This window comes from Parabacteroides chongii (assembly GCF_029581355.1).
Lineage (GTDB): Bacteria > Bacteroidota > Bacteroidia > Bacteroidales > Tannerellaceae > Parabacteroides > Parabacteroides chongii.
Window position 1 is genome coordinate 3,738,258 of record NZ_CP120849.1, and the last position, 15,072, is coordinate 3,753,329.

Consider the following 15,072-nt stretch of genomic DNA (forward strand, 5'->3'; position numbering starts at 1 on the left):
CAGCTTTTGAGAACATTTTGTTTAGTAAATATTTATTAAACGATTTTTGGGAGAAGAGGCAACGTCCGGATTTTCACTATTTATATAAATTTTACTTAATTGGGCGTCACCCTTTAATGAAGTGGTTTTAATGTCTTGTAATATAGTGAAATAGGTGGTGACGCCCTGGTAGAAAGCAGCGTCACCCCTCTTGTTTTATAAAAGCTCTGTCACATGATAGTAATTGCCTGTTTTGGTATGTTTTTTGGTCACATTGTTTTTTAGCAGTATTCGTCCGAACAAAGCCATATTGCGGATACCCGTTTTTATTTTGCTGCGTTGTTCGATCCGCCTTAATATTTCAGCGGCAGGAAGAAGTTCGCCCTTTTCTCCGACCTCCGGCTGTCGGAAATACTGGAAGAAGAGCTGTTCTTCAATCGGGATCTGCTGGAACTGGTGGTTATTGCGGATAATGGCTGTCTCTTCGTCGGATGTGAACCAATACCGTTCGTTAGTACGTAATGCGGCAGCCGCCTGGGCATACAGCTGGCTATGATTAACCGACAGGCTGTGATCGATAGTCCCGTTCAGTTCGATACAGATGAAACGGCGGCTTCCGGTCGGGTCGCTCAGTAGGTCTGCATTGTTGGAGGTCGCAATGAAAGAGGCGTATCTCTTCATCGACTGGACACTGCGCTTGTAAGGCCGGCGGGCATTGATGACCGGTTTTTGCAGGATATTTCGCGGTATTCGACATCCTCTTTCAGGAGGTTGTATCTGAACTCATACCTCCGTTTCATAAATTCATCCGTCTGCATGGCCAGTGCCTGTTCCGGGCGGATGCAGGGCTTTCTACCGAAACCGGAAGAAAGTCGGTAAACATTCCGGATCGTAGTCCGTATCTCCGTTTCAAAGATCCGGAAATGAGAATGGATGAGGAGCCATTTGATTACTTCTTCTTCCGGTATACCGCTGCGGAAGCAATTTTCGGCCAGGCAGGTCAGAAAAGGCTTGATGTCTTTTTCTTCCCTGCGGTAGCCGCTTGTCTCCATCGCTTGCTGCAATGAATTTTCGAAGAGCAGTGAGATGATGCGGCTTCGTTCATGACCGGGAGCGAGCCGCTGCAACGGGTCTTTTACGGTATGCTCCAGGGTAGATACGGGTAGCTTTTCCGGTAGCTTCCATGGTTGTTCGATCCGGATAGGCAGTGCGTCCGGATTGTAATAAATATCCGGATCGAAAGAGAGGCGGCAGGCTGCATCCAATTCGTTTTCTTCGACGGCGATATCCTGTTGCAAGGTTTCCCTGTAGTAAGCGGAAGCCCTGTTATATGCTTCTTCATGGAAGAATCGGATCAAGGTATCATTCTGAGGGACAGTATTATCCGGTAATCTGAAAGGTATAACGATTTTGACACTTTTCCCGCCCGAACCGATAAAGGCGATCATCGTTTGCAAAGAAGCGGAAACCTGCCGGCGTACCTTTTCCGCTTCATTACGGTTGGTCAGATTATTTATTTTAAGCAGAATTAACCCGTTGTATTCTTTTCTCACCAACTTCTTTTCTTGCTTTCTGAAAGTAGAACAGAAGTAGACCACCGGTATCCGGTTGGCTTGTTTGACGGAAACCCCGTGTCGGGTGTGGCATAGCTCTTCGCGCAGGGCTGTCACCTGCTTTGCTTTGTACCCGTTTCTGATCAGTTCGATCAGTTTTTCCATTCCGATAGTTCGTTGTGCTTTCATGTTGGCACTGAATAATGTTGTTTTCATAGGCTTTTTTTTTATTGATTTTTTCTCAAAGGTAAGTGCCGGAGTGTCGGTTTGAAGCATGTTGGGGCCGATCATTATCAAGCATATTGCATTTATTTCATCTGTTGTAAATAAAGGGGAGAGCTGTTGTTTATGTACTTATATTTTGTATCTTTGGTCATATGTTCTTAACTGTTCGACCAGGGGTAAACATATAGTTGACCTAGGTCAAATTGAAGTTCGACCCAGGTCGAATATATGGTTGGCCCGGGTCGAAAACTTAATGAGTCACTTCTTTAGCCTTAAAAGTATATAGTACGAATGATAAAAGTTCACTAGTATGACAGCAGTTTACAAAATGGAGAAGAACCCGCCGAAAAAGGGTTCAGGGAAAAAAGTCGTATTGCATCCTCGTATAATACCTTGGGATACAGTGAGTACGGATCATTTGATCAAGGAGGCTTCTTCACGTTCCACCTATACCGGAGGGGACTTGAAGGGGGCGGTCCGGCTGATCGCCGATCTGTTGAAGGAAAAATTGAAGGAGGGATATAATGTGAATCTCGATGGGATCGGTTATTTCAGTGTCTCCCTTCAATCGCGTCCGGTTGAAGACAAGAAAGAGCTACGCAGTGAATCGGTACATTTCAAGAATGTGAATTTCCGTTGTTGTGCTCAGTTGAAGTGGGAGTTGAAGACGATGCATCTGGAGCGTTACCGGGAACCTAAAAAGACCGACTTCTCACTGGAGGAGAAGGAGAGACGATTGTTACACTATTTGGAACGTCATGCTTATATCACGACCCTGGCATATCAGGGATTGAATGGCTGCACGCAATATATGGCGCGGAAAGAACTCCGACAATTTGTGGCTGACGGTGTTCTGATAGAGGACGGGACCCGACGGATGTGCATCTATACCCGGCGACCGGAGCCGGTGGAACTACCGGATACGCTGGTGGTGGAGTCGAATATAGGAGAGGAAGAAAACCGGTGAAGCATAAAAGAAAAGGTGACGCCGTCCCGACAAGACAGCGTCACCTTTCTATAGATTGAATATCGGACTGTTTCTGTTATCCAAGAAACAGGTGAACCTTATTCTTTCGGACCTTCTCCCCATTGAGGAGCTCCCTTGTCTTGCCATACACGTTCGGCATTCAAAGTCGGACCGTTCGGACCGGCAGCGGTAGGAGTGAAGCCCTGGCGCTGGAATGCTTCTACTTTGTTTTTATACATCAAGTCTGTTTCCAGAGGAAGGTCTGTATCCAGTCGGCGAGGAATATTTGTCACCGGTACCAATGAGAAGTTTTCACGTGAAATCAGATTCGATCCGAATTTGGGTAAACCTGAACGACGGGCTGTTACGTACAGTTCATCCGGATAAAGCGTATAATTCAGCATTTGCTGGATATACACTTTTTCTAATTGTTCTGCTGCATTTCCTGTCAGTTTATAATCTTCATTCTCCATCATGGTATCGATTTCGCCGTCTTTCAGTTCAATGGAGACTTCATGCGGGTCGTAATCGTAGGTTGTACCATAATAAGCAATCTGGTTCAGTTCAGCCAGTTTATCATATTCTTCTACAGAGAATCTGACACCACGGTTGTAATAATATTCGGCAGATTGAGGCAGGTTTGCACCCAACAGTTTAAATTCAGCCAGGAACAAGTTTGCTTCGGCGGCACCGAAGTATAAGCCATACCAGGGACGGTCCTCTTTTCTTTCGATAACCGGTCCGCCCGGAGGTGTCGGCATGGTAAAGTTATAGTTACGACCGATAACCATCTGACGCTGGAACATAGAATAAGGCGTATAATATTTACTAGCCGTACCGCCTTCTTCTGTCAGTCTGAAACGTGTTTCAGGCTTGAAGTAATCTCCGTATAAAGCAGCATTGTCCTGTGCGTTGAATTCTACCGGTATACCGTAGTAACGAACCCAGGGTTCACCCATGCCTTTCCATTTTACGAATGTTTTCTTGCCGTTTGCATCTGTCGTATATTCAACATTCTTTTCTACGTAAGATGGAATTTCTCTTTTCTGATCGTAGAAAGCTTGTATAATCATGGAGTTCCATTCATTTTTACTATAGCAGAAACGAACGCGGGGGTCTTTGTTTTCAAGCATGAAATCGAGTACGCGCTGACTACCGGCAGTTGATTCCAGGAAGCCGTTACTCCAGTGGTAAACATAGTCGTTAGAGCTTGTATTCGTCATAGCCTTGTTGAACAACATCGCGTCATTGGCACTGTCGATATAGCCGCAGGAAGCAGATGTAACCTGTTGTGCTATTTCCAATGCACGTGATTTATTCTGTGAGATCAGGCGGGATGCAATACGAAGTTTCAGTGTGTTGGCCAACTTAGCCCATTTGGCAACATCTCCGTTGAAGACTACATCCTGTGTCGATAACTCGATCTGATTGGTCGCTGTTGTCAGTGTATTGATGGCTGCATCCAGCTGAGTCAGCCACAGGTCGTACAAACTTTCGATGGTGTCGTAAGCCGGTGTCAATGTACCTCCGTGAATGGCCCTTGCTGCTTCAGTAAAGGGTGTATCTCCATACATATCTGTATCGAAAATGCCTAAATAAGCAGTCAGGACATCCAGGCAGGCGGCGATGTTTGCATATTTAGCGGCATCTTCTTCACTCAGCGTTGAACGGTAGTGCTCCAGGTCGCGTACGTATTTCAGTGTTTCCAGATACTGTGTACCCTGTTGTCCGGTCGCCGTCGTTGTTGTAAAGGTAGAAGTGAATCCGTTGGTCGGTGTTGCCATCTGTGCCCATGAATACATCATCGGGGCGTTATAGAACCAATATAAATATCCGGATGGCTCAAACTTCAATACTGCCTGGGCAAACAGGTAGGTCGGTTCTGCTGTCGTAACCTGTGACGGGCTTGAGTTGATATCCGCAAAATCATCCCGGCAGCTACTTGTGAGTGCGGTCACCCCCATCAAAGCAGCAACCAATATTTTTTTTGAATTATTTATCTTTTTCATATTCTTATTACCTTGTATTTTAGAAACCAACATTTAATGTAAACATATAGCTGGCTGTCAGACCACTGAAAGAACGAACACGGAATTCAGATGCAGAAGTACCACGTACGGATTCCGGATTCGATTTGTTTGGCATTGAGTTCAGCAAATAACCTAAGTTACGTCCGGTAAATGAAAGGCTCAGATTCTTAGCATGGAACTTTTCACAGAAAGTTTTCGGGACACGATAGCTTAACGACAATTCACGCAGGGCGATATAGTTCAGTTTTTTATACCAACTGTCGTTAATTGTACCTTGCGACCATCCGTTAGAGAAGAAATGCCATGCAGAACCATGTTGCGGGTCTACCAAGCCTTTGTCATACAAAGCCTGATAAGTTTCACCTCCGTCAGCAACCGTATATGTCGTACCATCGGGTAACGGCAGAGAAGTTCCGCCTTCAACCAAACCGACCGGGATCAAACCGTCATGGTAAGTTTGTCCGTCCCAGATAGAGGTATAAGTCATACCGCCATGTTCTGAGTCACGCCATTTCAAAGATGTTTCCGTCATACCGTATGCCGTACCGTAACGGTCACCGTAAGAAGCGATATAACCACCGAAACGCATATCGAACGAAGCACTGAGGCTCCAGTCTTTATATCTCAAAGTAGTGTTGACCGAACCTAAGAAGTCCGGAACCAGTGAGCCGATAATTTCGGCAGTACCCGAACGTTTGTAATACATGGCATGCATAGCTCCATATTGAGTCGTGGCGTCCAGTATCGGTAAGCCTGTCGCTTTGTCTACTTTCGGTTTCGAGTCAGTCATCAACAGACCGTAAGATTCACCTACTTTAGCAACAGAACCGATACGGAAGTTACCTCCGCTCACCTGTCCGTCTAAAGTAATATAGTCAGCTACATTTTCATGCAGTTCTACGATTTTACTCGTATTCTTCGTATAAGTGAAATTCAAATCCCACTGCCAGTCATCGTTTCGGTAGGGTGTTGTGTTCAACGCGATTTCTATACCTTTATTCTGGATGTTACCGGCATTGATCAATTGCTGACTGATACCTGATACATAGGGTACGTCGATTGTCATGATCTGATCTTTCGTGTTTTCCTTATAATAGGTCAGGTCAAGACCGATGCGGTTGTTTATAAAACGCCAGTCCAAACCGATTTCCCAGGCGTTTTTACGTTCCGGTTTCAGATCTTGAGAATAAGCTTTTGTCGGTAATTCCAATGCATAAATATTGGATCCGTTCGCCGTTGTAGATGTGTTTAGCGAATAAGCGGAGTTGATAATATAAGCTTCCGTATCATTACCTACCTGTGCCCATGAACCACGTACTTTAGCGAAAGATACCCATTCCGGTAACTGATCCCGGAATGTAGAGGAAATCAGCCAGGATCCGTTTACTGACGGATAGAAATAAGAATAATTACCATGTGTGTCTGAATAAACCAATGAAGACGACCAGTCATTACGTCCGGTTACATCGACGAATACCTGATCTCTCCAGCTGGCACTGGCCTGGAAAGCAACCGACAGCATTCGTTTTTCATACTGTACTTTACCTGAATATGAAATCTGGTTAATGGAGTTTTCGATGAAATACTGATTGGGGATAACCAGGCCGCCATTAGTATTCATACTCATGGTCTGTTCGAAGTTGTTATAATATTCACCTCGTAAGAAACCACCGAAATTCCAATCTCCGACTTGTTTATTTACGGTAAACATAGCATTGAAATTGGTCTGTTCTTTATTATATAAACCTAATGCATAGTAACCGGTTTTCGTATTGGCGTATCCTGTACCCGGTTGTTTGCTTTCGTGCCGTTTGTAATAATAGTTGTAGTTTCCTTCGGCACGGAACTTTAACCAGTCCAAAATATCTACATTCAGGATTAATCCCGGACGGACAGAGGTTTCTTTTTGGCTGTATTCATTTTCAAAAATGTTCCACCATAATCCGATACCAGGGATATTGGCATATTCATCCCCATAAGCAGAGCTGGCCAGACCACCGTGTGAACCTTTATAACGGGTTCTCCAGTGACGGGTGTCATACAAACCGCCGAACGGACCTAAGTTTGTATCTACAAAATATTCACCGATATTAGGCTGTGCATTTTTCGGATTTGAGTTGGCGAAATTGATGGATGCTTCCAATTCGACCTTGTTGGTGATTTTGTGGGAAGCTTTTGCCATGAAAGACAAACGTTGGAAGCTATTGTTCGGTAATGTTCCGTTTGCATATTTGTAAGAAAGGGAGGTGTAGAAAGAGGTCTTTTCGTTTGAACCGCTGACAGAGATATTCGTATTCGAGTTTACTCCCAGGTCGTAGGCATCTTTCATATTGTTCTTATACGGACTGTAGACGCCCATAGAACCATCCCACATTTCGATTGCTGAACCGTCATATTTCGGTCCCCAGTGACGTCCGCTGGCACCGATCAAGGTATGCTGTCCTGCGCTGTTCAGCATGAACTGGCCGATGTTGTCCCATTTATAGTAATTACCAGAGCCGTCTGTCTGGCCGTAAGAAACGTTACCAGCATATTGTCCCGGTCCGTATTCATACTGCAGATTCGGTTGTTTATACATATGGTCGATACCGACAGTCTGAGAGAAATTGATACCCAGACCATTCATGCCTTTACCGCTTTTTGTCGTAATAACGACAGCACCGTTCAGACCGCGTGAACCGTAAAGAGCGGTTGCAGCAGCCCCCTTCAATACAGAGATGGATTCGAAATCGTCCGGATTCAAGTTTTTCAGTTCGTTACCATAGTCGGCGTCGGTCGTAGAATATTCAGGATCTCCGTCTTTAATTCCGTTATCCAGGATGACACCGTCTACGACGTATATAGGCTGGTTGTTCGCTCCTAATGTAGAAGCACCGCGAATCAAAATTTTGGAAGAACCGAACATACCACCATCAGAGCCGGAGATTTCCACACCTGCTACCTTCCCTTGCAAAGCGGATACCGGGTTGATGACATTCTTGTTCAAGTCGTCGCCTTTCATTTCTGTCATGGCGTATCCCAAAGCTTTCGTCGAACGTTTCATACCTAAAGCCGTCACAACGACTTCGTCCAGCTTCTGAGTGTCTTCTGCTAATTTAATCTGCAGAGATGCTTGTCCTGTATACTGAATTTCCTGAGTGGCATATCCTATAAAAGAGACCTGGATGATGTCACCATTGTTTACTCCCTCCAATGTAAAATTACCGTCCATGTCGGTAATGTTACCGTTGGTTGTTCCTTTCACTACGACAGACGCTCCGGCAACAGGACCGAATTCATCTTCAACTGTTCCTGTGACTTTCCCGTTTTGCTGGGAAAAATTCACTTCCGGCCTAACTGGTGTTGTCTCGGCGTATGTTTTAGGTAAACATAACACCCCTGCAACCAAAATTAAGCTAACTGGTTTAAAGTTTTTCAACATAATTGATGGTTTTTAGAATACTCCAGTGCTATTTTGGCGTAAAAAGCACTTTTGAACTTAATTTGATATAATTATGAAGAGACTTTGTTGTTGAACGCTTGAATGATTTGGCGTTTTTGAGCGTTCATAGTACTAAAAGAACTATAGTTATTCAAGAGGAAAATAAAAATATGGATATAAGTACTAAAAGAACTTTAGTACTTATTGCTAATTATATAGAAATGTGCTTGTTACGCAAATCTCTGTTTTGTAGTATTATACAAAATCCGCTTCAAATATTATTTTATGAACAGATTTAGTTTTTGTCCGATTTTTGAGTAAAATAGAGTGGCTTTATAAATGTTAAGAAAGAAATGCAATATTATTTCAAGGTGGCATTCTCGTAAAATTATATTAACATATAAGCCATGATTCAACTGTTCTATTAACTTAATTACGATGGATTATTGTTAGCCAATGTGTTAAAAACGTAATCTTATGATAATTTCTTGACGAAAAATAACACTGTGTAATAATTATTTTATATATTTGCTGCGGATATAAAATGTACAGAGTTCTTTTAGAACTAAGGTTAACGCCAACTAAAAACGCCAGTACTATAAGGATTTCTGCGAATTATATCTAAAAGAGATTTTAGAACAGAACATTGTTTCGCCAAAGCAGTGTCTATTTTATGTTCAATAAAAACCATCAATTATGTTGAAAAACTTTAAGCCTGTAGGTTTATTGCTGTTAGCTGGTACCCTGGGTTTTCCGGGATATATGTTTGCGGATACGGTTACAGCGATGCCAAGTACTAACATTTCCCAACAAAACGGAAAAGTTACGGGAACAGTAGAAGATGAATTCGGCCCTGTTGCCGGAGCGTCTGTCGTAGTGAAAGGAACGACTAATGGGTCAATTACCGATATGGACGGTAATTTTACATTGGAAGGAGTAAAGAGTGGTGATGTTATTCTGATTTCTTTCATTGGGTATGCTACCCAGGAAATCAAATACACGGGTCAACCCTCATTGAAAGTAAAATTAGCTGAAGACGCTCAAAAATTGGATGAGGTCGTTGTAACAGCTTTGGGTATTAAGCGCGAAAAAAAAGCGTTAGGCTATTCTGTAAGTAGTGTGAAAGGTGAAGAATTGACTGAAGCTGGTACGCCGATGAATGCTATGCAAGCTTTGTATGGTAAAACTTCTGGTTTGCAGTTACAATCTACTGCTTCCGGTCCTTCTGGTGGTATGAACATTAAAGTTCGTAATGCTATTTCTTTGACAGAAGATTCTTCTACTCGTCCATTGATTGTTGTGGATGGTATTCCTATTCATGATGAAAATACAGGACAGTCTACTAACAGCCGTACCGGTGGTGACCATGGTACAGGTTTGAATGACATTAATCCGGAAGACATCGCTTCCATTGAAATCCTGAAAGGTGCGAAAGCGGCCGTTTTGTATGGATCGGAAGGTGCTAATGGTGTTATGTTGATTACTACCAAAACCGGCGGTAAAAAAGGATTAGGTATTGATTTTGGTATCAATCATTCTTGGAATATTGCTGCTTATCTGCCTGAATTACAGAATGAATTCGGTACAGGTTCGAGTGCAGGTACTGCTGCTTTAAAAGAAATCTCTAAAGATGGTTTCTATACAATGACCGATCCAAATACCGGACAAACAGTTGAGTCATTGTGGAGAGGTTCCAGTTATAATTTTGGTCCGCGTTTGGATGGCCGTCAGTTATTATGGTGGGATGGACAGTATCATTCTTATTCTGCTCAGAAAAATAATCAGAGGGATTTGTACCGTACAGGTGGTCAGACTAATGTGAATTTTGCATTGAGCAATGGAGGTGATTTGGGATCTTTCCGTTTGTCATACAACTATCGTGATTACAATGCTATCTCTTATGGTGCAGATAACAAAGCTCACTCATTTAGTTTTGCTGCAGACCTGAAAGCAAACGATTGGATTAAGGTGAAAATGAACACCAACTTTTCGAATACGAAGGATCATAATGCTCCGTACGCCATGCAAAGTTTTGCAACCTATGGTTTCCCGCGTGAACAGGATGTTAACCTGATCAAAGATATGTATTTGACAGATGAAGGTTACAATTATTTCAGCATGAATAATTCAGTTACGCAGATGGCTCCTTATACTAGTTATTTCTCTGGTTATTATTGGTCACAATTACGTAATTCAAATGACTATGACCGTAATCACTTGATTCAGTCATTGAACGTTGATGTTACATTCAATGATAAGTTCTCCTGGACTACGTTGGGAGGTATTGACTGGACGGTCTCTGATCAGGAAATTAAGCAACATGTCAGCAAACCGTTGTCTTATGAAAATAAGCAAGGTTGGTATCAGATTGCAAGTAAACGTAATATGATTATGTATGGCCAGTCTTCTTTTAATTACAATCAGACATTTAATGATGTTTGGGATTTGTCAGCTATGGTCGGTGGTGCTGTTAAGTATAATAAAGAAGAATATCAGGAACAATCTGTGCAGGAAACTTTCGCTATTGAAAACTGGTTTTCTTTGAGTAATACTCGTGAGGATTTTGGTCCTCGTTCAAGTCGTACCCGTGGAAATGATTTGTTGTTAAGTGTGTTCGCTTCTGCTCAATTAGCTTATGCCAACCAGGTTTACTTGGAAATTCAGGCTCGTAATGACTGGTCTTCTATTCTTCCTCCTGAAAATAATCATTATTTTTATCCAGGAGCCAGTTTATCATGGATCTTCACGGAAGCATTCGATATTCCAAGCTTGAACTTTGGTAAGGTACGTGCTTCTTGGGCCGATGTAGGTCGCCCTGGACCTCGTTATTATGGAAACGTAGACTTCTCGTTAGGTGCGTATGGTGGACAGCCTACCATGTCTTTACCGGATTATTTGCCACCTGCAGACTTCGCCTCTGCCAATGGCGGATTCCCGGTTCCCAATTTGAAACCTGAACGTAAGCGTGAATATGAAATTGGTTTGGAAGGTGCATTTTTACCAGGTAACCGTATCGGCGTAGATTTCTCTTTCTTCCATAATAATACCTATGACCAGATCACAAAGTTAACAGTACCTTCTTCTTCTGGTTTGACAGAGGTTCGTATGAATGCTGGTGATATCGCTCAGAGTGGTATTGAATTTTCTGTAAATACAAAGCCGATCATGACTAAAGACTGGACATGGGAAGTCGGATTTAATTTGGCAAATTATTCAACAAAAGTAAAGAAGTTAGGTAAAGGTATCAATCAGTTGGATATGTGGGGGGCAACGGGTGCTTCTGTTCGGAGTATTCCTAATGGTGAATATGGTGAAATCTATATTTATCCATATCAGCGTGACGAAAATGGCAACCGTATCGTTAATCAGGGAACCGGTGTTTGGGACTTTGATAAAACACAGATGATCAAAGTTGGAAAAATTACTCCGGATGTTGTTGGTGGTCTTACAACTAGTCTTTCATATAAAGATTTTTCTTTGAGTGCTGTATTTGACTTCCAATTCGGGGCAACTATGATTTCTCAGACAAACATGTTTTTGTTGGGTAATGGTTCCGGTGTTGAATCATTAAAGTATCGTGATGAAGCACGTGGCGGTCTGCCTTATTATGTGAATACTGCTGGAGAGCGTATCCTGTTAGATAGCCACTCTGCAGCTGTTCCTGCTGATTCATTTTATCCATTCATCCTGCATGATGGTGTAATCACACCGGGTGTAACGAGTGATGGAAAACAGAATGAAAAACTGATTACTGCTGAACAATATTATAGCCAGTTATACTGGCAAGGAGGTATGGATTTGTCAGAAGATCAGATTTATAAAAGTGATTATATAGCTTTGCGTTCTTTGTCGTTTAATTACAATTTACCGAAAAGCTTCTTGTCAAAATTCAAGATTCAAAGTGCACGTATCAATGCTTTTGCAAACAACTTGTGCTATATTTATAAGGCAATTCCGAATGTAACACCGGAATCTACACAAGGTACTAACTCGTTTACAGAGGTTAGTAGTATCCCTGGTGTCCGTAGTTTTGGTTTGGGTCTTAATGTTTCATTCTAAATCAGTATAACAAAGTATGAATACAATCAGAAAATATATAACCAGTTTAGCTTTGGGCGTTGCCGTAACTGGAGCAATGGTGTCATGTGACACGCTGGATGAAAAATTTTATAATCCGGATAAATTGACAGAAGCTGACTTCAGTTTGTTGTTTGCATCTGCTCAAACAAAAGGGCATTTGTTCCGTTATGACTATGGTGCGACTTACCATTATATGAGAGGCTTTGGTAAGATGTTGGGATTAGGTGTCAGCCCATTATATTTGGATAAGACCCAAAATAATACGATTGTTCGTCCTTGGGATGGTTGGTCAGGTACTCCATTTAATGAGTTTATTTTTACGCAGACTTGTACCAATTATAGCAAAGAACTCAGTGGCATGAAATTATTATATGCAGACATGACGGAGGAGGAACAGGAACAAAACAAAGTGTATATGCTTTGTAGTGATATCATCCGTTCTTATGCATTCCAGCGTGCAACAGACTTGTACGACGATATGCCTTATTCGGAAGCCGGTGGTGCTTTTCAAGAACTGTTTTATCCTAAATACGATACGCAGGAAGAGATTTACATGAATATCATGGAAACTCTAAAAAGTGCAGCTGCCGACTTAACAGCTTTCCAGTTTCAGACTGATGCACAAAAGTCGAAGTTCTCATCCGTAGATATTTTGTGTAATGGTGATTTGGACAAATGGATTCGTATGGCTAATTCTTTGCGTTTGCGTATGGCAATGCGTCTCTGTCATGTGAAATCGGATGTAGCTCTTTCGACTATTAAAGAGTTGGTTGCCGAAAATCGTATGTTGACAGAATATTCACATGATCTTGGTTTTGAAGAACAAGATAAGACACATGCTTTCGAGGTGACATTCTTCCGTGGGTTGGATGAACGTGGATATGAATCAGGGGCACCGGCAACAATTATTAAAGATATCATGAATTATGAATATCAACCGGGCGATGAAAATGGTATCACTCGTCACGATTTTGACCCACGTCTGTATGCCATGTTCCAAACTGATATTCATGGACGTTATATAGGTTTGCCATTAACAATGGAAGAAGCAGAAGCAGAGCTTCCTAAATATTATACAGAACAGGAATTGACTGATATGTATAATTTTAACGATGTGGTTACAAATCCGTGGAATCCGGAACGTATTCCTACGATGTATAATCGTCGTACTTATTTCAATTTTGATATGAAATTTCCAGTGATGGGTTCAACGGAAACAAACTTGCTATTAGCTGAAGCCGCAGTGCGTTGGCCGGGTGAGTTTGGTAGTATTGATGTTAAAGGATGTATTAAGAAAGCTATTGATGCTTCTACTCGCTTCTATTACAATGTGAATAAAACAATGAGTTATAATGAATCTTCTCTGCCAAGTATTTTGTACGTTCAAGCAAAGGCTAAGGCTCCGGAGTTGGATGAAGAACATTTGGCTGATTATGAAGAATTCGCAGCTAATAAATTTGTTGCTTTGGCATCAACAAAGGATAAACTAAAATTTATTTTCGACCAGAAGTTCTGCCATATGAATATCATGAATCCATATGAAATTTATAATGAAGCACGTCGTTTGGTGAAAGACTTTGACGGAGAATTGCCATTTGTTGCTACTCCTAACGTTGTATTCCAGGAACGTATGTTCTACCCATCCAGTGAGTTGACTAATAATGCAGAAAATTTTGCAAAGGTTGCTTATAAAAATACGTATGACACACCGGTGTGGTGGACAGGGCGTACAACTGCTGCTGAGAATCATAATGGTAATGCATTGTAATAAACATTAGCATAATGCTATATAATAACAAAGGCTGTCGAGAAATTTTCGGCAGCCTTTATTTCATTATATAAATGTGATTTCAATCTATAATATACAATGAAAACAATATATTTTCTTTTCAAAACGCTCCTTATTTTGTTTACATTCCCTTTCATTTTAAGTGCGCAAGAAACAGTAGAAATGTCTTCGGATGTTTTCCTGTTCGATCGGTTTATCAATGGAAAGATCTTGTTGACCGATAAGAGCTATATAGAAACTCAGTTCAATTATGATTGTGAAAAACAGGAATTATACTACAAAGATGGTAATGAATACCAAATGATGTACAACACTTCGAATATAGATACTCTCTGGATCGGGAACCGGAAGTTCGTTCCGGCTCATGAAGGTGTCCGTTTCTTTGAATGTATTCCAGCCGGAAACCGAACATTGCTGGTCGATTGGAAAATAAAGTTATATTATAAAGGTAAACGTGGTGCTATGGGAGTAGTCTCTCAAGCCGGAGGACAAGCATCTTTTGATATGTCTTTGATGCAAAACAAAGGACTTAGTAATCCGGATAACAGTGTATATAAAAAGGATTACCAAAATACCTATCGAATTTATCTGGATGGACAGCAAGTATCTTTCAGTAACCTCAAATCATTCTTAAAACTCTATCCCGATACTCATCGGAAAGCCATCCGTCAGCTGGTAAAAGAGCAATCCATTCATTTTGATGATCCATGGCAAGTAGCTAAATTGATAGTTCTTTGCCAGACTATGTAGGAAGAAGGTTCTTTCTTCTTTATTTTCACAAATCCGTTACAAGTATTTGTGATTAAAAATAAAAAAAAGTTATGCTCTGATTGAATAACCGATCAAAAAGAGTTCTCATCCTCCTTTTGATTTATAGCTTGTGCCTTTCGCCGGGAAGGCTTTTAAGGGGAACAAATCCCGTTGTTCCCCAATGTTAATCTTGCAACAACGCTTGTTTCTTTCTGTTTATATTACCAAATGACGTTGGTTGACGCCAAACACATTTAATCTAATAAATTAAACAAAAA

General features: G+C 41.6%; 8 protein-coding genes. 4 read left to right on the forward strand and 4 right to left on the reverse strand.

What is annotated here, in order from left to right; genetic code table 11:
* Window positions 1–195 precede the first annotated feature (195 nt).
* Entirely contained in the window at window positions 196–660 is a 465-nt protein-coding gene (locus P3L47_RS13965; protein ID WP_277781185.1) for a DUF3874 domain-containing protein, read from the reverse strand.
* The gene (locus P3L47_RS13970; protein ID WP_277781186.1) at window positions 657–1,748 is read right to left on the reverse strand and encodes a BT4734/BF3469 family protein; all 1,092 of its coding nucleotides are present in this window, start codon (window positions 1,746–1,748) and stop codon (window positions 657–659) included. Before P3L47_RS13970 ends, P3L47_RS13965 begins: the two co-directional genes overlap by 4 nt.
* 319 nt (window positions 1,749–2,067) lie before the next feature.
* Between P3L47_RS13970 and P3L47_RS13975 the strand changes: the two genes are divergently transcribed.
* Window positions 2,068–2,724, forward strand: coding sequence for an HU family DNA-binding protein (locus tag P3L47_RS13975; protein WP_122362560.1), 657 nt, complete (start codon window positions 2,068–2,070; stop codon window positions 2,722–2,724).
* A 98-nt stretch (window positions 2,725–2,822) separates the two neighbouring features.
* On the opposite strand, the gene P3L47_RS13980 is transcribed toward P3L47_RS13975, so the two are convergent.
* Both P3L47_RS13980 and P3L47_RS13985 read right to left on the reverse strand, forming a co-directional pair.
* Entirely contained in the window at window positions 2,823–4,733 is a 1,911-nt protein-coding gene (locus P3L47_RS13980; protein ID WP_277781187.1) for a SusD/RagB family nutrient-binding outer membrane lipoprotein, read from the reverse strand.
* Between the two features lie 19 nt (window positions 4,734–4,752).
* On the reverse strand, window positions 4,753–8,175 hold the full coding sequence (locus P3L47_RS13985) for a SusC/RagA family TonB-linked outer membrane protein (protein WP_277781188.1): 3,423 nt from the start codon (window positions 8,173–8,175) through the stop codon (window positions 4,753–4,755).
* Between the two features lie 696 nt (window positions 8,176–8,871).
* Here P3L47_RS13985 and P3L47_RS13990 point away from each other — a divergent pair.
* The 3 genes from P3L47_RS13990 (at window position 8,872) to P3L47_RS14000 (ending at window position 14,794) form a co-directional block, all read left to right on the forward strand.
* Window positions 8,872–12,234, forward strand: a complete 3,363-nt coding sequence (locus tag P3L47_RS13990; RefSeq protein ID WP_277781189.1) for a SusC/RagA family TonB-linked outer membrane protein — start codon at window positions 8,872–8,874, stop codon at window positions 12,232–12,234.
* Between the two features lie 16 nt (window positions 12,235–12,250).
* Window positions 12,251–14,023 (forward strand): SusD/RagB family nutrient-binding outer membrane lipoprotein, encoded by a 1,773-nt coding sequence (locus P3L47_RS13995; RefSeq protein WP_122374227.1) that lies wholly within the window; start codon window positions 12,251–12,253, stop codon window positions 14,021–14,023.
* A 99-nt stretch (window positions 14,024–14,122) separates the two neighbouring features.
* Window positions 14,123–14,794 (forward strand): hypothetical protein, encoded by a 672-nt coding sequence (locus P3L47_RS14000; RefSeq protein WP_277781190.1) that lies wholly within the window; start codon window positions 14,123–14,125, stop codon window positions 14,792–14,794.
* Window positions 14,795–15,072: the final 278 nt, after the last annotated feature.